General features: G+C 67.0%; 10 protein-coding genes and 1 pseudogene. 3 read left to right on the top strand and 8 right to left on the bottom strand.

Annotated elements, in window-relative coordinates; genetic code table 11:
- Positions 1-106: 106 nt before the first annotated feature.
- The gene (locus SSP24_RS12950) at positions 107-769 is read right to left on the bottom strand and encodes a response regulator (protein ID WP_141309649.1); all 663 of its coding nucleotides are present in this window, start codon (positions 767-769) and stop codon (positions 107-109) included.
- A gap of 219 nt (positions 770-988) precedes the next feature.
- Between SSP24_RS12950 and SSP24_RS12945 the strand changes: the two are divergent.
- Together SSP24_RS12945 and SSP24_RS12940 are read left to right on the top strand one after the other, a co-directional pair.
- A pseudogene (locus SSP24_RS12945) lies at positions 989-1,256 on the top strand (transposase); the annotation flags it as partial.
- A gap of 86 nt (positions 1,257-1,342) precedes the next feature.
- A complete protein-coding gene (locus SSP24_RS12940) occupies positions 1,343-1,945 on the top strand; it encodes an SMI1/KNR4 family protein (RefSeq protein WP_141309648.1) in 603 nt (200 codons plus the stop codon).
- 74 nt (positions 1,946-2,019) lie between these two features.
- On the opposite strand, the gene SSP24_RS12935 is transcribed toward SSP24_RS12940, so the two are convergent.
- The 7 genes from SSP24_RS12935 to glmS all read right to left on the bottom strand — a co-directional run bounded on the left by SSP24_RS12935 (position 2,020) and on the right by glmS (position 18,917).
- Positions 2,020-2,367: a hypothetical protein gene (locus SSP24_RS12935; RefSeq protein WP_141309647.1), complete on the bottom strand. Its 348-nt coding sequence runs from the start codon at positions 2,365-2,367 to the stop codon at positions 2,020-2,022.
- Between the two features lie 1,110 nt (positions 2,368-3,477).
- Positions 3,478-4,002, bottom strand: coding sequence for an SMI1/KNR4 family protein (locus SSP24_RS12930; protein WP_141309646.1), 525 nt, complete (start codon positions 4,000-4,002; stop codon positions 3,478-3,480).
- A gap of 45 nt (positions 4,003-4,047) precedes the next feature.
- On the bottom strand, positions 4,048-4,518 hold the full coding sequence (locus SSP24_RS12925; RefSeq protein WP_176605069.1) for a hypothetical protein: 471 nt from the start codon (positions 4,516-4,518) through the stop codon (positions 4,048-4,050).
- Between the two features lie 361 nt (positions 4,519-4,879).
- The gene (locus tag SSP24_RS12920; protein WP_244951792.1) at positions 4,880-5,350 is read right to left on the bottom strand and encodes an SMI1/KNR4 family protein; all 471 of its coding nucleotides are present in this window, start codon (positions 5,348-5,350) and stop codon (positions 4,880-4,882) included.
- A 499-nt stretch (positions 5,351-5,849) separates the two neighbouring features.
- The gene (locus SSP24_RS12915) at positions 5,850-6,332 is read right to left on the bottom strand and encodes an SMI1/KNR4 family protein (RefSeq protein WP_141309643.1); all 483 of its coding nucleotides are present in this window, start codon (positions 6,330-6,332) and stop codon (positions 5,850-5,852) included.
- An 18-nt stretch (positions 6,333-6,350) separates the two neighbouring features.
- Complete coding sequence (locus tag SSP24_RS12910) at positions 6,351-16,871, bottom strand: LamG-like jellyroll fold domain-containing protein (RefSeq protein WP_141309642.1); 10,521 nt, start codon at positions 16,869-16,871, stop codon at positions 6,351-6,353.
- 198 nt (positions 16,872-17,069) lie between these two features.
- Complete coding sequence (gene glmS / locus SSP24_RS12905) at positions 17,070-18,917, bottom strand: glutamine--fructose-6-phosphate transaminase (isomerizing) (RefSeq protein ID WP_141309641.1); 1,848 nt, start codon at positions 18,915-18,917, stop codon at positions 17,070-17,072.
- A 171-nt stretch (positions 18,918-19,088) separates the two neighbouring features.
- Between glmS and coaA the strand changes: the two genes are divergently transcribed.
- The gene (gene coaA, locus SSP24_RS12900; RefSeq protein ID WP_141309640.1) at positions 19,089-20,075 is read left to right on the top strand and encodes a type I pantothenate kinase; all 987 of its coding nucleotides are present in this window, start codon (positions 19,089-19,091) and stop codon (positions 20,073-20,075) included.
- Positions 20,076-20,097 lie beyond the last annotated feature (22 nt).

Raw genomic sequence — 20,097 nt, 5'->3', positions numbered from 1 at the left:
GCAGCGGCACCGGGGAGGGCGGCGGACCGAGGCCGTCCGACGGCGGCGACGGGCCCCTTCTCCGCATGCGGGGCGGTCCGCGGTGTCGGTGCAGTCCCGGGACCCGTCACCGCCGTGCCCCGGAAGACGGGTGGATCATCCCGGCGCGTTCGGCGATCACAGCCGCCTGGACCCGGTTGATACCGCCAAGCTTCGCCAGCAGCGCGCTGACGTGGTCTTTGACGGTGCCATGGGCCAGGTGCAGCCGCCCGGCGATGGCCCGGTTGGACATGCCCCGGCCCACCAGAGCCAGCACATGCCGTTCCCGCTCGGTCAGGGCCGACACCAGTCGGGCCGCGTCATCCGCCGGTGCCGAGGCCAGATAGCCCCCGATGACAGGGCCCGCGGCCTCGGGCGCAAGAACCTTGCCCCCACCGGCAAGTACCCGTACCGCATGCAGCAATTGCTCGGGGGATGCGTTCTTCATCAGGAAGCCCGCCGCTCCCGCGCGCAGTGCCCGGTCGACGTACTCCCCCGCATCGAACGTCGTCAGCATCGCGACCGCCGGGGGCGGTGTCATGGCGGCAAGGCCCGTCAGCACGGTCAGGCCGTCCACATCGGGCATGCGGATGTCGAGCAGCACCACCTCCGGGCGATGCCTCGCGACTGTCATGACCGCCTCGGCTCCCCCACAGTCGGCCACCACGCCGATGTCCGTGGCGGAGCCGAGGATCGCCCGAAGACCGGATCGGACCAACGGCTCGTCATCCACAACAACCACCTGAATCACCGATGACTCCCCTTCCCCCTGCCCCACAAATCACGAAGTCACGAAGATTACGACAACCCCCGCAGCGCGATGAACCGCTGACTTGGTCGGCCGGCCGGGGACGGGGATGTGCTGGTCCTTGCCACGTCCGCAGGTGTGGCACAGGATCCGCTGCGGTGAGGTGTGGGCGTCGGGACGCAGCCAGCAGGTGACGTCGGCGGCCAGCACCAGGCGTCCATAGATCGCGGAAAGAAGGGCTCAAAGATCCATTTGATCACCGAGCGGACCGGTCTGCCCCTCTCCATCGGCATCTCCGCAGCGAACACGCATGACAGTCAGGGCCCTGGAACCCCTGGTACGTGGTGTCCCGCCGATCCGCTCCCGCTGCGGACCGCGCCGTCGGCGGCCCGCCAAGCTCCACGCCGACAAGGGCTACGACCACGACCACCTGCGCCGTTGGCTCCGCACCCGACGCATCGTCCCGCGCACCGCTCGCAAGGGCATCGAAGGCTGGCATGATCCATAGCGCACTTCGGCGATGCCCCCTGCCGCTGGCATGTTGCTCAGCATCGCCCCATACCAACGAGGTATCCCATGACCGATTACCTGGCTGCCACCATGGCGATGCTTGGACCGGCCCAGAACCGCTATGCACAGCCGTCGGCATGGGAGCGCCTCCACGCCGATCTCGGCATACAGCTGCCGCCCGACTACCGGGTGATCGTCGACGCATACGCCCCGATCAAGCTCAACGGCCACCTGTACCTGTCCCACCCCGCGACCGAGAGCTGGAACCTGGTCCAGTGGATCGGGGACACCATCCACGCGTGGTCAGAAGTGCCCTGGGATGAGCTTGACCTCGACGCGGACGAGGACCCCCGCCGGCTCTTCGGACTCGAGGAGCTGAGCTTCGGCACCCGCAACGGCCTATGGCCGATCGCGTGCACCGACCGAGGAGAGACGATCTTCCTTGACGCAGCCGCCGATGCCACGAGGCTCGTGGTCAACTATGGCGAAACCTGGGCAGAGCACCGCATGAGCTTCACCGAATGGCTCTATCGCTACCTGATCGGCGAAGACATGACCGGCCCCAACAGCTCGGCTTTCTATCCAGGCCCTGTGAAACTACAGCATCTCCCTATGTCTGCTGGCGAACATCATCCCGAACCCTGGTACGGCCCAGACCGCGGGATGTGAGGCGCTGCCACTCACCGGAGGGACAGCCCCAACGAGATGACCTCTAAGGACGGGCGGGTGGTACCGCTGCGCGTTCAATCAAGCGTCTCAAGCGAGTGAGTGGCAGGCCACTCAGGCATCCAGTCTGTAGCCAGCCTCCCTTCGAAAATTTCCACGAGCCAGTCAGCCAGAGCTAGGTCAGATTCGTACCAGTCACCCCAGTCCCTACGAAATGCGGAGACGGTCCAAAATCCACTTCCGCGATCTTCAAGGAAAAGCCTGTCTCCATCGATCGAGTGCCCCCAGTGCAACATCCCATCGGCGTCGGGGATCACAGGCCGCGGGATTTTGCACGACTTCCCTTCCCTCACATAGGAGCTCATCCAGTCACCTTTCGGAACCATGGAGGCCGGCCCGAAGATGAACAAGAAGTCGCTCACCATACAGTCTCCGTACAGGAGACCGACATCCTTGACATCGGAAGGGACCGTGATATCCCACTCACGCTCAACGGCCGCGAAACTTCGCCCTTCACTCCAGGGAGACGGTCCCAGAATACGCCGCAGTTCATCCAGATTTGAGCCCACTTAAATCACCCGACCAGCACCTGTGAGTCCCATCGACGTCATTGTCGAATCACATCGGACGCACCACCCAACCACTCGTGGCCAGACTCGACACCCAGCCCCAATGCTTGAAAGCTCATATCACCGGGCTTTCCGGCATGGACTGCCACAGCGGCTCCCGTGGTGGCCAGCCCCGAGGGAGCCTCCGCGCCACCAATAGTTCCATCAGGAATTCGGTGACACCTCCGTCGAGCACCAGGAACTCCGGGCACTGACGGAATGCAACGGAAACCCGCCACTGGCCGCAATCCGGGTCTGGAAAATGCAGAACCCCCTGCGGGACACAGCCCTCGCCGCAGGCTGGACCTGGCGAGGAACCCTGTTCAAGCTCTGACTTGCGCCAGAAAGCCCCCAGCACACCTCACCCCTGATCAGACGGCACCACCTCAGGAGCCGTCATCTCCACAGGATCCCCCGGCTCCCACTCCGCCGAACTCCACTCCGGCGTAGGCGACGGCCGCGGCGGCGCAGGCACGGGATTCGGCCCCCGGTTCGGATTCTGCGGCACATCGGCACCCTCACCGGCTCCCTCCACCGCACCAGCGGAGCCCCCCGACCCCCCGGAACCCCCGTCCCCCACCGAAGAAGCCGGCGCCCGCCCCACGGAAGCAGCCTTCGACGGCGTAGGCGTATGCGTAGGCGCAGCCACACGCGCCGCCGACTTGGACGGACTGGGCGAGGAGGAAGGCGAAGCCATGCCGCTCTTCCCCGTCCCCGACACCGAAGCAGACGGCATCACCGACTGCCCCACCCCGGTCTCCTGGCCAGTACCAGCCCTCTCACCAGCGGAACACCCAGCCAAGCCCAGCACAATCAGGCCCGACACCAGCCCCACCGCCCCCACCTGCGACGCACGACCACCGACAACACTCCGTCGGCGAGCCCAGAACATCCCCACCAAGCGTCCTTTCAACGTAGTTGCCGAAATCACGGCTCGACCGTGCCTACTGGCTCGAATGTCGGTGGGCCTTGGAGCAGTGGCACTTCCAGCTCCCCCCGGAGCGCCTTCCACAAAAAATCCGTGAACGACATCCGCAACAACACCCACTGCCCCATCTCAACGATGACGAACCAATCCGTGTATCCAGCATCCGGCGGAGCCAGGAAGACGTGGTTTCCTGACACCGAGCGTGCAACAGGAATACATCCGCCAGGCTCTGGATGGACAGAATACGTGTACAGCTCCGGAGCATTCCGGGACAGCTCCGAGTAGGCGTAGGAAGTCTGCTCCCAAAGCGACTCGAGGCGAAGCCTTTCATCCCCGCCGACCGCTCTGGGGTGAAACAGATACAACTGATCATTTAGACACCCGGGTCCATATGCCGTGACAAAGCACTTGTAGTCATCAGGGAAAGCCACGCCGGAACGCGCCTCGACCACCGCCCAGTCCTGTTCCACATCACCGTTGACAAACGGCCGCCCCAAAAGCTCACGAAATTGAGAAACATGCACTAGGCACCCGGACCTGCAGTCAAACATCGAGGGCCCATCCTCCTGTCAGTCGTCAAACGAAAGGTCCGCATAGGGATCAGGTCTTCCCGTCCATGGACCTATTCCGGCGTCATAAAGTCGCTGTTCTTGCCTGTTGTTGATGAACCGAGGAGAGCGGCTTCCCCAAAGAGTCGAGTCGCTCAGCGGGCAATCGTCGAACTCCTGGAAAAACAACCCACACAGGAATCCGCTCATGGTCAGGTCGTATTCGACCCACCGCGGCGAGGACTTCTGACGCCGCCAGACAAGGATGGGCCACCGGTCGGGATCCTCATGCTCCGTTTTCCAGCAGATGACGTCCGCGGCAACAGTCACTCCCCAGGCCAGGACATGCGCAGTACCCGCAGTCCACAAGCCGTTGGCGTTACGTGTCTCGCCCGCGACGCCCCCTTGGCCAACGAGGTCCGGCGCGTTGGGCACCAGCACTGAAAATGAATCATCGATGCCCCCAGCCCCATAGTGCGACATGAACGCCACATAGTCCGAGGGGAACCCGAACCCCCAAGCTGACCGGAGTGCCCCCCAATCGACCTGCTCGTCCTCACCCTGGTCGGTTGGCATGACCGACAAGAGGCGAGCCAGGTCGCCAGGCGGAACTGAACTCATGGCATGGATCCGATCCGCTGAGGGATACCGCTGTGCGCGACGGTACCTAGTTTTCTCCAGAGGGCGTCACCGTAGCCGTTCACGAATTCCTTGTAGTCCGCAGGCAGATCACGCCCAAGCCACTCTTCCACAGCGCGCCATGATTGCGGCGCTGCTGGACGAAGTCGCTGCCGCCCGCCCAGTAGCGACTCAAAAGAAGACATCGAACTCATTCATCCAGCCGCCCCGGTCATTACACGTTACGCCAGCTCACGAACTCATGCCGGTCCCCGACCGAGAGCCGTTCGCTGAAAGGGCTCACCTCGCCGGTCATGACCGCCACCAAGAACGACGCCATACCGCCCGCGAACACCGTCCAGCGGTTCATCCCGTGCGGCGCCTGCCTCCTGAAGACGGCCACCCGCCAGTCGTCGGGAGCGCCATCGCGCAGCCAGAACGCGACATCGCTGCTCGCCGAGTCCGCAAAAGGCAGCAGTGAAGGCCGTGCACTACCCGGCAAGAGGGCGCCCAACTCTTCGCGGTCCCGGTCTGAGAGAGCAGGATCGACTCTGTCCAGAAGATCCCCGTACGCCGAGCCGGGAACCGGCGGAGTGCTGACGGACAGGTACTCGTCGATTTCGCCGCCACCGTACGACTCCACGAACTCGCGGTAGTCGGCCGGCAACACCAGACGCGCCGTCCGCTCGACCTCTTCCCACACCACCGCGTCCCCGCCGGAGATAGGGGGTGGAAGCAACTCGCACAGGCGGGCAACAGCGGGGTGGAGCAAACGAGGTCCCTTCGGGTAGGTGGAAGGCCAGTCTCACGGCGGCGTTGAGGCCGGCGACGAGGGCGGTGTGCTGGTTCCTGACGGCCAGTTTCCGGGGCGTGCCCGTGGACAGGGAGAGCAACGTGCCTTCCGGCGCACTGTTGTTGTGTCGGTGCCGTCGCCCGCGAGGTTGTTGGAGCCTCCGGTCGTAGGTGAAGCTCGTCGAGCCGCGGGTCTGGACCCGGTCCAGGAAGTCGTACGTATACGCCGTGCGCCCGTCGGTGATCTTGCGCTCGAAGTCGTCGAAGGTCAGCGTTCGCGCGCTACCGCCGCCACTCCGTGCGTCTGCCCGGGCCGCACGCCTTGATCAGCGCAACACCCAAACCACTCCCAGCCTGGCCAGACCCGACACCAGCCCCACCGTGCCCAACGTCGCGCACCTTACCGGCCAGCCTCAGACTTCAAACCAATGCGAAGTAGGCCATTCCGGCATCCAGTCCACAGCCAACCGGCCCGCAAACACTCCCACCAGCCAATCGGCGAGGGACTCATCAGACTCGTACCAGTCTCCCCAGTTTCGCCGAAAAGCAGAGACAGTCCATTTACCGCTTCCTTGATCCTCAAGGAAGAACTGGTCCCCTTCGATAGAGTGTCCCCAATGAAGCATTCCACCGGCTTCAGGTAGCACAGCTTTCGGGATCGCAGGATGACCCTCCCGAACAAATTCACTCATCCATAGACTCTTTTCGACCATGCACTCAGGCCCGAAGACGAAGATGAAATCAGAGATCATCACATCTCCGTAGAGGGAACATACCCCTTTCACCTCCTGCGGCAACTCGACACCCAGCGCGGCCTCTATCGCACCGAAACCGCCGCTCTCACTTCCCCGGGGAGGCACCCCCAGCAAATCCTTCAGCCGCTCTACCGAAGACACTCTTCCTCCATCTCAAGTTCACCAACAACTGTATGTGGCTGCAGCAACGTTATCGAATTCACACCGAACTTCCTTCGCTCCGAATGAAATGAATCTGACCTTGGTCGGGATCACAGAATTCGGATCACCGTACACCGGCGTGACTTGAACGAACTGTCGACCACCACCCTTGATTGACTTGACAACAACTTCCTCTGCTTCCGCGTACATGCGGTTATTCGCACTCTGATACATAGGTACGAAGTTCCGAGTGTCCTTGTTGGAACCGCCCATCGCAAACCCAATGAGGTGGCCGCGTGCTCGGTTTCTCTTTGGCAGGTCAAGCAGTCCCGGCAATGGGAAAGACAGGGCTGGCCGGGGAGGTGGAGTGTAATCCGCTAGGGTCAGGCTGGCGAACGCTCCTGTCGCAACACACTGACCTGCATGCTCTCGGCGCGGCAGATACACCATGTTGCCCTTGGAGTTGAAGCCCGCCCCCGTATCACACCTGTTGCTGCGGTTGCTGTCAGGCCCTTCGACGGCGACCTCGCCGCCTCCTGCTGGAGCAGCCGGTTGCGCAACGATCGGATCGAGCGCATTAAGATCACCCGGCTCGAATGGCGCCGCCGTTCCCAGAGCCATGTCTTTGAAGAGCCTCTGGCCCACCACGACGGCCCGGTCCAGCGACCGCTGCTGAATGCGCGCGACGTCGACGCGCGGCTTGGGGGCAGGTCTCGTGGGCGCCGGCGTCGGGTTCTTGCCGCGGTTCGGATTCTGCGGGGTCGGCGGCTTGGGCGGGCGGGTGGTGCCGGTGCGCGTGGTTCCGCTGCTGCTGCGGGTGGTTGCGCTGCCGCGGTACGGGCTGTACGTGGTGCATCCGTACGTACAGCCCCGGTAACCTCCACCCCCTCGGCCCGCGCCAATCCTCGTGCTCGGCCGGACCGAGTAGCGGGACTCGATGCGCTTCAGCTCCATCTGGTTCCTGCGGGCCTGAGCCCGGTAGATGGAGGTGGTGCGGCCGCCGCTGGTGGAGGTGCGCGTCCGGCTGCTCGGACTGCGGCCGTTGTGTCTCTTCGGAGCGATGTCGTAGCCCCTGCCGCCCCGCCCCACCCCGGAGCCCACCAGCCGAGAGCTGTACGTGCTCCCGCCTCCGCACGCACAGACATGCCCCGTCGGATCCGTCCCGTTGACCGGATCGTCGTTGGCGTAGGCGTACCGGTTGGCCTGGGCCGACGGACTCGGGTCGAGCTGCCAGGTGTCCCGCGAGGCGAAGGAGCCCGTGCCCGGCTGGTACCAGCGGGCCGCCATGTTGACGTCGCCGGTGGCGGGGTCGGTATAGCCGGACTGGTAGCCGACGGCGGGGGTGGTGCCGTTGGTGGCGGTTTCCGTGCCGAACGGGTCGTAGGCCGTGGAGCCGGTGACCTGGGTGGCGTCGGCGTTGAGGCCGGCGACGAGGTCGGTGTGCTGGTCCGTGACGGCCAATTGCCTGGTCGTGCCCGTGGACAGGGCGAGCAGCGTGCCCCCCGGCGTGCGGTTGTACGTGCTGGTGCCGTCGCCCGCGAGGTTGTTGGAGCCGCCGTCGTAGGTGAAGGTCGTGGAGCCACGGGTCTGGACCCGGTCCAGGGAGTCGTACGTGTACGCCGTGCCCCCGTCGCTGATCTTGCGTTCGAAGGCGTCGAAGGTCAGCGTGCGCGCGCTGCCGCCGCCACCCGTGACCGACGCCAGAGTGCCACGTGCGGTGTACGTGAACTGCTTCTCGCCGTCGGTCAGTTGACGGTTCCGGGCATCGAACGTCGCCGTCGTCGCCCCGGCCTTGGTGCGGTTGCCCGCCGCGTCCCACTCGTAGGACGTGGTCGTGCCGTCCTTGGTCCAGGAGGTCAGGCGGCCCGCGTGGTCGTAGCCGTAGGAGTTGTTCCCGGCGCCCGCCGTGCCGGTCGTCTGCTTGGACGTCAGGTTGTCGTCCAGGTCGTAGCCGTAGGTGAGGGAGGCGACGGTCGTCGTGCCGTCGGGGCTGGTGACGGTGTCGCCGTCGAGGCGGCCGAGCGCGTCATGCGTATAGGTGCGCTTGGCGGTGACGGTGTATGACGTGCCGTCGGCGGCCTTCGTGGCGTACTGCTCCAGTCGCGGCCGGCCGGCGGCGTCGAAGTCGTACCAGATGTCCTTTCCGGTGATGGAGTCCCAGGCCCAGTCGATGCGTCCGGCGCTGTCGTAGCCGTAGCTCGTCGAGACTTGGCCGGTCCTGCGTTCCGTCATGTTGCCGTCGGCGTCGTAGGTGTAGCTGGAGGTGCCGCCCGGTCCCTGGGCGGTCAGCAGCTGGCCGCGGTCGTTGTAGGTGTAGGTGTTCCGGGTGAGGCCGTCCGCCGTGGCGACGGCGGTGAGGCGGCCGGTCAGGTCGTACCCCAGGATGCGGTCGCTGGTGGCCGCCTCCGCGCCGGTGCCGGTCTCGTGGACGAGGCGGCCCAGGCCGTCGTAGGTGCGCTCGCGCTTGACCCCGCCGGGGAGCAGCTCGGTGACGGGCTGTCCGGCCTGGTCGTAGGCGGTGGTCCAGGTGCGGTCGGCGGCGGCCGGGTGGGCGCTCGTGGACGGTTCGATCGTGGACTCGGGCAGGCCCCAGGCGTTGAAGGTGTGGACGGTGGTGTTGCCGCGCCCGTCCGTCAGCCGGGTGCGGTTGCCGGCAGCGTCGTAGCCGAACGTCGTCGTGATCGACTGGCTGCCGGTGACCGGCTCGACCTGCTGGGTCATCCGGCCGAGCGCGTCGTACGCGTATGTCGTGCGCGCCTTGGTCTGCGGGGAGATCACGGCGGTGCGGTTGCCCTCGGCGTCGAACTCGGCTTCGGACGTGCGCAGGGCGCTCGTACCGGTGCCGTAGTCCGTGTTGGCGGTGACGTTGTCGAGGGCGTCGTACGTCGTCGTGGTCCGGCGGTTCGTCGCGTCGGTGGTCTCCGTTTGACGGCCGAGGCCGTCGTAGGCGAACCGGGTGGTGCCGGCCGCGTCGGTCACCGACAGGACCTCGCCTGCCGGGGTGTGGGTGGCGGAGGTGGTGCGGCCCGAGGGGCTGACGGATACGGTCTGGTTGCCTGCGTCGTCCCAGGTGTAGCGGCTGGTCAGGTTCAGAAGGCTCGGGTACCGCTCGACCGTGGTCGCGGTGAGCTGTCGGCCGAGTTGGTCGTATGTGGCCTCGCTGCGCGCGCCCGTCGGATCGGTCACCGACAGCTGCAGGCCGGTCGGGGTCCAGGTGTAGCGGGTGACGCCGCCACCGTCCGCACCCGCTGAGGCGAGCAGGTCCGGGTCACTGCTCTCCGTCGCCGCGAATGCCGCTGCGGCGTCGGCCACCGGGTCCGTCCTGCTGGTCAGTTGGCCGAACTGGTCGTAGCCGTAGCGGGTGACACGGCCCAGCGGGTCGGTGACCGTCTGCGGCAGGCCGAGCGCGTTGTAGGTGGCGCGGGTCGTTGCCGTGAGGGCGGCCGCGACGCCCGGCGGGCTGTAGTCCGGCAGGGTCACCGCGGTCGTACGCCCGAGGCGGTCGACCTCGGTACGCGTCACCTTGCCGCGCTCGTCCTTGCTCTCGGTCGCCTCGCCGAAGGTGTTGTAGCCGGTCAGCGTGGTGGGCCGCACCGTCGTCGCCGCAGCGCCGTTCTCCTCGGCCTGCACGGCGGGGGCGGTGTCCTGCACCAGGCGGCCCAGGGCGTCGTACCGGTAGGTGGTGGTGTACGCGGACGCGTCGGCGCCGGTGAGGTTGCCGCGCGGGCTGACAGTCGTCAGCGGCAGGCCGCGGTCGTCGTAGGTGTGCGTGGTCGTGTGCGTGCTGGTGCCGTCGGTGACCGTCTCCTTCGTGACGTTGCCCGCCGCGTCGTAGTCCGACGTCGTGGTCAGCTTCCTGTCCCCGGTGATCGACTGGGTCTGCTCCTTCACCCGGTCGTCGCCGTCGTAGGCGTAGGTGTTGGTGCGGTTCAGGCCACCGGGGTCGAGGACGCTGGTCTCGGTGCGCCCGAGGGCGTCCACCGTGAACGTCTCGGTGGTCTTGCCGCCGCCGGTGACCTGCTTGGTCAGGTTGCCGGCCGGGTCGTAGGTGTTGGCCTCCAGCACGATGTCGCGCCGGCTGCCGTCGGACTGGGTGACCTGCCTGGCCGTGGTCGTGGCGGGCAGCCCGTCGTCGAAGTACGTGTACGCCGTCGTCGCGCCCATCGCGTCCGTGCTGGACGCCACGCGCCCGGCCGGGTCGTACGCGTTGGACACGAGCGTCAGGTCCCGCACGGTGCCCGAAGGATCGCCGGTCCAGTCGTTCAGAATCGTTTCGGCGTGCTGGCCACGCGGGGTGTACGTGTAGGTGAGGTGCGTACCTGCCGGGTCGGTCATGCCACTGACCCGGCCGAAGGCGTCGTACTCGAAGCCGGTGGTGTTCTGCTTGGCGTCCGTGACGCTGTCCTTCAGGCCGTACGCGTTGTAGTGGTACGTCGTGCTGCGGGCCGCGTCGCCGCCGGTGGTGTCCTCGGTCGTCTCGGACAGCAGGTTGCCGTCCTCGTCGTAGCCGCGCGTGATCTTCGCGGTGTGGGTGGTGCCGGTGATCTCGTTCCGCACGCCGTCGCCGGTCTCGGTCACCACCTGCGAGGCCTTGTCGTAGCCGTACGTGGTGGTCACGCCGTTGGGGAACGAGTCGGAGACCTGCTTTTCGGAAGTCTTCCGGCCCAATCCGTCGTACGTGTACGCGGTGACGAGCCCGGACGGGGAGGCGACCTCGGCCAGGTCACCGTTCGCGAAGTAGCGATACGCCGTCTTCGCGCCGCCCGGCGTGGTCTGGGTCAGCACGAGCCCCGCCGGGACAGTGCCGCCGCCCACCGCGGCCTCGGTGCCTGCCGTGTACGTGGTCGAGGCGGTGCTGCCGTCGGCCCGGACCGTACTCGTGGGCAGGCCCAGGGAGTTGTACGTGTACTCGGTGCGGTAGCGGTCGTCCTTGTGGTCCCTCGACCGCTGGTCGCGATAGGTCAGCGGCTTGTCGTTGCGCGGGTCCAGCGGATCGCTCGCGTTGAGGTGGTACGAGGAGAAGCTCGTCCAGCACGAGTCGGCGTCCCGGCAGGTCGTGGTCGACACCACGTTCCCGCGCGCGTCATGACCGGTGACCGTGGCATGCCCATTCGGGTCGGTGACCGTGTGCAGGTTGCCGTCGGTGTCGTAGGCGTACGAGGTGACCGCGCCGGTCGCGTCCTTCCTCGACACCACCCGTTGGCCGCGCAGCGCGTCGTAGCCGGCGGTGCTGGTGCGCCCGGCGGGGTCCGTGACCGTCACGGTGGCGGTCAGGCCCGAGCCGGGCGCCTCGGCCTGCGCCCGGTAGTGGGCGGAGACCTGGTCGGCAGTCAGCGCGCCGCGGTACAGGGCGACCTCGTCGACCTGGCCGTTGAAGTAGTAGGTACCGGAGGACAGTCCGTTCCAGCCGGCACTGGTGTAGCCGCCGCCTATGTAGGCGTACGGGCGGGCCTGGTCGGCGATGGCGCCGACCAGGGAGCCGACCTTGACGCCGTCCAGGTAGAGAGTCTGGGTGGTGCCGGAGCCGGAGAGCACGACGTGGTGCCAGGCACCGTCGGTGACCGTCTGGGCGGAGACGATGGGGGTCGCAGTGGAGCCGGAGCGGAAGAACTCACCGCGCAGTTTGCCGGAACCGTCGATGTTCAGTACCGGCCGCCACGAGGTCGGGGTCTGTCCGATGGGTTTGTCCTGGAAGCCCAGGAGTACGGCGGACGGTGTGGTGGTACGGAACCACATCTCGGCGGACAGATCGGTGGCACCGGCGAGGATCGAGCCGGGCACCTGGACGTGACCGCCGTCGGCGACCCCTAGGGCCCGGTCGTCACCGAGCCCGAACACGCCGGGCTTGTACAGCGCGGAATTGATCACGACTGTGTTGTTCGGGTGGAACGTCGCGTTCATGCCGGTACCGCCGACCTCGCTGCGCAGGACCGTGCCGTCTTCCTCGCCGAGCCGCCAGTAGGCAGCGGGTGCGTCCGCGACGGCCACGCCCTGGTACTGGTCACCCGTGCCTCGGACCAAGGCGGTACGGGCCTGGACGTGACGGTCCGCCGCGCCGACCGGGAAGCGCAGGTACACCCACCTCTCTTCACCGGTGGCGTTCGTGACCTTCCAGAAGGTCGCCAACGGCTTGTCGTAGAACGCCACCTCGTCGATCTGACCGGTGAAGTTGCGATAGCCGTCGGCCTGTCCGTCCCAGCCGGGCGAGGAAAAGCCTCCGCCGACGAATACGTGCGAGTGGCGGCTCGCTTCGACGCCGGTGTTCGAGCTGCCCTGGTACTGGCCGTCGATGAAGAGCGCCTGTATGCCCTCATTGCCGGTGAGGAGCACGTGGTGCCACTTGTTGTCCGTGACGGTCTCATGGGAGAAGATGCTCGCCGCCGCGTTCGAGAATCTGCCCCGTAGTTTGCCGTCCGAGTCGATCAGCAGCATGGGACGTCCGTGCGCAACCTCACCGAACTCGGCATCGTGGTTGGTGACCAGCACGCCGGACCCGGACGTCTTGAACCACAGTTCCACCGACATGGACGTACCGGTGCCGAGTGACTCGACGGGCACTTCCACCGCGCCTTCGCCTGTGAAGCTCGCCGCCGTGTCGTCGCCGTCGGCGAAGATGCCCGCGCTGCCCAGCCGTACGGTGTCCAGGTAGCTGCCGGTCAGCGGTTCGCCAAGAGGGCTCACGGCCTCAGCGCCGCCACGCTCACCCAGGCGCCAATATCCGGTCGGGCCGCTGCGCTGGATCGTTTCCGCGTAGGACGAGGACGCGGTCGAGTAGGAGGGGGCCGACACCTTCCAGGTGCCGCCGTTGTTGTCGTTGTGCTCGGTGAGGCGACCGCTGACCGGGTCGTAGGAGGCCGTGGCATGCACCCGGCCGGAGGGCAGGTTCACCTTCGTCATCTGGCCGATCGCCGTGCGCGAAGCGTAGTGCTCGGCGACAGTTGCGGCGTCCAGCGGGTGGTTGTAGACGGCCACTTCATCCATCTGGCCCTTGAAGTGGTACATGTCCGCAGGCAGGCCTATCCAACCGGGGCTGCTGTAGCCCGCGCCGAGATAAGCGTATTCGCGGGCCTGCTCGGCGAGGGCACCGCTCAGCGAACCGACCTTCGCACCGTCGAGATAAAGAGTTTGGGTGGTGGCACCCGCCGACAGGACCGCGTGGTGCCATTTGCCGTCCGTCACGGCCTGCGGCGACACGATCGGCGTCGCCCCGGAAACACCGGACAGATAGAACTGGCCGCGCAACCTGCCCTCGCCATCAATGTTCAGCGTGGTCCGCCATGAAGTCGGCTTCTCACCCAACTCGGCATCCTGGAAGGCTACGAGGACACCGGACGGCGTACTCGTCTTGAACCACAACTCGACGGCCGGGAAGGCAGCACCTTTCAGCGTGTCGGTGGGCAGTTCGATCACAGAGTCCGTGCCGTCGAAGCTGACCGATGTGTCCGTAGTCCCCGCGACGGCGGAGTCCGTGCCAAGCTGCACGTCCCGGTAGACGGCCGCATTCAGGCCGGTGGTCGAGACCGACTCGCTGGCCGCCGCGGAGCCCTCTCGCTCACCAAGACGCCAGTACGAAGTGGGCGCCGCATCCAGGATGCCGCTGCGGTAGACCGAGCCGTCTGCGTACTCGTAGACCGTGCACTTGGTCGTCGACGACGGCGGGCACACCTTGGTCAGTCGACCCTCGGTGTAGAAGTACGACCAGGTCAGCCCGGGCGCGGACGTGTCGACTGCACTCGTGGTCACCGTCTCGACGCGTCCGTCGGCCCAGCCGAAGGTCAGTGAGCGGCCCGACAGGTCGTCGGTGACCTTCTTGACCGGACCGCCGTCTTCTGACTCGTGCGTGACGGACTGGGTCCGACCGGCCACGTCCCTGATCCGGGCGAGAACACCGCTGGGCATGAACTGGTACGTCGTGCCGGAGCGCTCCCGGAGAGTCCAGCCCTCCCCCGCCTCTTCGATGAGCGTGAGAGAACCACCCGTCGGCCCCGTGTACGTCCCGTCGGTGTTACGCCCGAACCGCACCTGTGATCCATCCGCGAGCGTCACCAAGACCGTCGATGTGTCGGGCTCCTCACGCACCTGCATGTCCCAGCGCGTCGACCAGCCACCACCGAATACGCCGTCACGCCGCGGGTCGAGGGAGTTGTAGGTCCGAGTGACCGACAGCTCGGGGCCGACCGTGGCGATCGCTGCGTCCGTCGCGGCAGTTACATAGTTGCCAGCCCGGGTGCCGATCTCCTTGCCGCCGTCTGCACCGCCCAGGTGGCCGGTGACCGTCGGCTGGGGCACCTGCGTGGTCAGCAGAGCGGGACCCGGGCGGGTTGAGGTGGCGGAGCCGTCATAGGCGTACGCGTACCAGGCGTACGACTTGCCCCAGGAAAGCCAGCCGGACGGCACCGCCCACTGCTGCGCGCTGCCGCGTGTGCCCGACTTGCAGTTCTTGCGCAGGTTGTTGCCCTCGACCTCGCAGATCTCAAAGGTGTACTGCAGCGCCGACTTCGGGTAGCGATCGGCGTCCGTGCCCTTGGCCCACAGCGTCGGCGTGAGCGTGTCGACAGTGACGCCACTGGCCGGCGACTCCGCCGTCAACTGGGGCGGTATGTTCACCGAGGCGATCTTCACGGCCGGGCCCGGTACACCTGCGGCCGTGAAGCGGCTGACACCGAGGTCGTTCATGGTCCACTGCACCGTGTACGTGGCGGGCGGGAGTGGCGCGATCCGCGCGTTCAGCGTCACACTCTCGCCCGGCGAGACCGCCTCCGGCATCTCCGTCCAGCGGATCTTCGCGCTTTCGGTGATCTCCTTGCCGGAGGAGTCGAACAGGTTGTAGCGCAGGTTGTAGTTACCGCCCGCAGGCCAGGTCTCTTGCCCCTGGTTGGTTACGGTGACCTTCTGCACGCCTTCACTTGTGGCCGTCACCGGGGCGGTGAAGTCACCGAGCTTGTAGGTGGCTCCGTACTTGGTCCAGGTGACGTCCAGGCTGGGCTTGCCGTTCGGATAGTCGTCCGAACCAAAGTGCTTCCAGCCCTTGGAGTCACTGGTCGAGGCCTTGACCGCCAGTCCGTAGTTTTTCTTCCGGCCATGCGTCCAGTCGTCGACCAAATCCCGGCCCGCCGAGCCGAGTTTGATGCTCTCCCAGGCCGGGCCGCACGACCAACTGCTGGAGCCCGATGGCCGCCAGCCGTGCGCGAAGGGCTTCGATGCCAGCGACGCACCGGTCGACGGTCCCGGCCACTTCGACGTGGTGGTCTCCGACCAGTTCGACGTGATGGGGTGCACCGTCACCGGGCGGGCGGTGCATGAGTACGACCAGGAGTTGTACAGGGAGAGGTTGGCGCCGATCACCCACGCGTTCTTGAGCGTGGTCTCCAGGCCGGCGAAGCGCAGGAACGCCGACGCCTTGTGGCTGCCGCCGTCGTACGTGCCGACCTTGAGCACCGTGTCGGAAGCGAAGTTCGTGTTGTACGGGTACTCGACGTACGTGCCCGACGTGGCGTCGACCGATTTCACGGACGGGTCGACACGGACCGGGAAGACCCGCTCAGGCGCGGTGAGCCAGGCCTTGTCGAGCTTCACGACCAGAACCTGACGGCCTCCCTCCTCCGCCAGGCTGTAGGTGACCCCGGAAGAGATCGCCCCCTCGTTGGAGTCCGGGGCGAAGTTCGAGTCCTGCATCCACCCGGCGGGTGTCCACGCACGGACCACTCCCTCGGCGTCGCTGAACACCACGCCGCCGTGCTCGTCGATACGTGCCGTGAGCCCCTCCAGCAGCAGCGGGAAGCGCCACTCGGTGGGGGCGTCCGCGCCCTTGAGGACCAAGGTCTCCTTGACCGACTCGCTGCCCGCGATGAACTCCACGTCGGAGTCGGTCCGCACATCCTCGTACGTCACCGTGCTGCCGTCGGCCCGCCCGGCGGCGGAGCTGGCGCCGTCGACGCCGTACGCGACCGCGAGGCCCTCCCCGACCTCCATCCGGACCACCGGGTCGGCGTCGGCGGCCCCGGCGAACTCGATCGGAGCTTCGGTGGAGCTGGTCTCCCAGCCCTCCCCCTCCGCGCTCATGGTGCTGGGACCCGAGTTCTCCCGAGGCACGAGCGTGCTGTCGATGGCCTGCCAGCCCCCGTCCTCGGCGCGGAAGTTGACCGGCTCGGTGTAGAACCGCGTCGTGTACGTGCCGTCCGGGTTCCGGTACGTCCGCTGCCGCTCGCTCCGCTCGCTCTTCACCTCCTGGCTGCGCTTGGAGTCGAAGCCCTGAGGCGTGGAGGTCTCCGGCGCGTCGGTCCGACGGACCGGACCGGGCTCGGGCAGCCGGGAGGTGCTGGGCAACCGGGTGACACCGGGCTCCCGGTCGGCGGGCAACTCTCCCCGCCCGGGCAGCGGTTCGGTGTTGCCGCCCTTCGCGGCCGCGTCCGTGACCTCCCCGGACGCGCTGTTGCTACGCCCGGCGGCGGAACCCCATCGCTGCTCGGGTGCGTCCGCCGTGGAGCCCGTGCCCGGCCGGCCGAGCGGCAGGGCAGCCTGCTCGGTACCAGTCAGCACGGCCAGCACGAAGGCGACAGCAACGACAAATGAACGTGCCGGACGCACGGAACCCCCCACCGCATGAACCAAGAGTGGAGGTAGTTCTAAGCAACTTCACATGGAGTCCACAAGAAGTCCATTAGTGAAGTGATAATGACCACAGGTCATTTACCGGTAAAACGCTGCCATTGCCACCGCCCGTACGCCGCCGCCCTCTCACTCCACCGTCACGGACTTCGCCAAATTCCGAGGCTGATCCACCTCATTCCCCCGCGCCGTAGCCAACTCGCACGCGAACACCTGCAACGGCACCGTCGCCACCAGCGGCTGCAGCAGCGTCGGCGTCGCCGGGATCCGTACGAGATGGTCCGCGTACGGCACCACCGCCTCGTCCCCCTCCTCCGCGATCACAATCGTCCGCGCACCCCTCGCCCGGATCTCCTGGATGTTGGACACGATCTTGTCGTGGATCACGGACCGCCCCCGCGGCGAGGGCACGACAACGACCACCGGCAGGTCCTCCTCGATCAGCGCGATCGGCCCGTGCTTGAGCTCACCCGCCGCGAAGCCCTCGGCGTGCATGTACGCCAACTCCTTGAGCTTCAGCGCGCCTTCGAGGGCGACCGGATACCCGACGTGCCGCCCCAGGAAGAGCACCGTCTTCTTGTCGGCGAGCGTGCGGGCCAGCTCCCGTACCGGCTCCATGGTCTCCAGGACCCGCTCCACCGCACCGGAGATGTGCGACAGATCCCGGATCACGTCCCGGATCTCGTCCCCCCACTTGGTGCCCCGCACCTGACCCAGATACAGCGCGACGAGATAGCAGGCCACGAGTTGCGTCAGGAACGCCTTCGTGGACGCCACCGCGACCTCCGGCCCGGCGTGCGTGTACAGCACCGCGTCCGACTCGCGCGGGATCGTCGAGCCGTTGGTGTTGCAGATCGCCAGCACCTTGGAGCCCTGCTCGCGGGCGTGCCGTAGCGCCATCAGGGTGTCCATGGTCTCGCCGGACTGGGAGATGGCGATGACGAGCGTCTGCGGGTCCAGGATCGGATCCCGGTACCGGAACTCGCTCGCCAGCTCCACCTCGCACGGGATGCGCGTCCAGTGCTCGATGGCGTACTTCGCGATCAACCCCGCGTGGAAGGCCGTACCGCACGCAACGATGACGACCTTGTCGACCTCCCGCAGCACCCCCGGAGGGATCCGCACCTCGTCCAGCGTCAGCGAGCCGGACGCGTCGATGCGCCCCAGCAACGTATCGGCGACCGCCTTGGGCTGCTCGGCGATCTCCTTGAGCATGAAGTAGTCATAACCCCCCTTTTCCGCAGCCGACGCGTCCCAGTCGATGTGGTACGAACGCACGTCCGCCGGCCGGCCGTCGAAGCCGGTCACCGTCACGCCGTCCCGGCGCAGCTCCACCACCTGGTCCTGACCCAGCTCGATCGCCGACCGCGTGTGGGCAATGAACGCGGCCACGTCCGAGGCGAGAAAGGCCTCGCCTTCTCCAACGCCCACCACCAGTGGCGAGTTCCGCCGCGCGCCCACGACCACATCCGGCTCGTCCGCATGCACCGCGACCAGCGTGAACGCGCCCTCCAGCCGCCGGCACACCAGCCGCATCGCCTCCGCGAGGTCCGCGCACGAGGAGAACTCCTCGGCGAGCAGATGAGCGACGACCTCGGTGTCGGTCTCGGACGCCAGGTCGTGGCCCCGCTCCGCCAGCTCGGCGCGCAGACACGCGAAGTTCTCGATGATCCCGTTGTGGACGACGGCGACCCGCCCGGCGTTGTCCAGATGCGGATGCGCGTTCGCATCCGTGGGACCGCCGTGCGTGGCCCACCGCGTGTGCCCGATCCCCGTCGAACCGGTCGGCAACGGCCGCTCCGCCAGCTCCTTCTCCAGGTTGACCAGCTTCCCGGCCCGCTTGGCCGCCGCCAGCCCGCCGTCCGCGAGCACGGCGACGCCCGCCGAGTCGTACCCCCGGTACTCCAGCCGCTTCAGCCCGGCCGTCACGACCTCGAGCGCCGACTGCGACCCCACGTATCCCACGATTCCGCACATGAGCGGCAGCCTACGGTCCGCCGGCCGCCCGAAAAGGCTTCCGCGTGCCCGAAATCGGAAATTCCCACGAGGGTACGAACGTATCGGTGGGGAGTTCCGCTGCCGCTGACCGGCACACCCGCGTGACGCATCCCACCCCACCGCCCGTTCAGACTCCCGTAACAATGGACTGTGATCTCTCCGGTCTCCCCGATGCGGAGCGCCCACCGGCCCCGGCCGGAGGCGACTCCCTACGTCGACCTCACCCGCGCCGAGTGGAGTGCGCTGCGCGACAAGACCCCGCTGTCGTTGACTGCGGAGGAAGTCGAGAAGCTGCGCGGCCTCGGCGATGTCATCGACCTCGACGAGGTGCGGGACATCTACCTCCCGCTCTCCCGGCTGCTCAATCTCTACGTCGCCGCCACCGACGGCCTCAGAGGCGCGCTCAACACCTTCCTCGGCGAACAGGGCTCCCAGTCCGGCACCCCCTTCGTCATAGGCGTCGCCGGCTCGGTCGCGGTCGGCAAGTCCACCGTCGCCCGCCTTCTGCAGGCCCTGCTCTCCCGCTGGCCCGAGCACCCGCGCGTCGAGCTGGTCACCACCGACGGCTTCCTGCTGCCCACCAAGGAACTGGAAGCCCGCGGCCTGATGTCGCGGAAAGGTTTCCCCGAGTCGTACGACCGCCGCGCCCTCACCCGCTTCGTCGCCGACATCAAGGCGGGCAAGGACGAGGTCACCGCCCCCGTCTACTCCCACCTCATCTACGACATCGTCCCCGGCGAGCGGCTCGTCGTACGCCGCCCCGACATCCTGATCGTCGAGGGCCTCAACGTCCTCCAGCCCGCCCTCCCCGGCAAGGACGGCCGCACCCGGGTCGGCCTCGCCGACTACTTCGACTTCAGTGTGTACGTCGACGCCCGCCCCGAGGACATCGAGCGCTGGTATCTGAACCGCTTCCGGAAACTGCGCGAAACCGCCTTCCAGAACCCGTCCTCGTACTTCCGCAAGTACACCCAGGTCTCCGAGGAGGAGGCCCTCGACTACGCCCGCACCACCTGGCGTACGATCAACCGCCCCAACCTCATGGAGAACGTCGCCCCCACCCGCGGCCGCGCCACCCTCATCCTCCGCAAGGGCCCGGACCACAAGGTCCAGCGCCTGAGCCTGCGCAAGCTGTAACCCGGGGCTGTTAAAAAGGCGT

The organism is Streptomyces spinoverrucosus (assembly GCF_006539505.1).
In the GTDB taxonomy this organism is placed as follows: Bacteria; Actinomycetota; Actinomycetes; order Streptomycetales; family Streptomycetaceae; genus Streptomyces; species Streptomyces spinoverrucosus.
The sequence above is the reverse complement of the archived record's forward strand: the minus strand, read 5'-3'. Positions and strand labels throughout refer to the sequence as shown.

Bases quoted from the DNA above. Each gene is read 5' to 3' on its own strand.
- SSP24_RS12940 (WP_141309648.1), top strand. From the start codon at position 1,343: ATGACCGATTACCTGGCTGCCACCATGGCGATGCTTGGACCGGCCCAG.
- SSP24_RS12935 (WP_141309647.1), bottom strand. From the start codon at position 2,367: ATGGTGAGCGACTTCTTGTTCATCTTCGGGCCGGCCTCCATGGTTCCG.
- glmS (WP_141309641.1), bottom strand. From the start codon at position 18,917: ATGTGCGGAATCGTGGGATACGTGGGGTCGCAGTCGGCGCTCGAGGTC.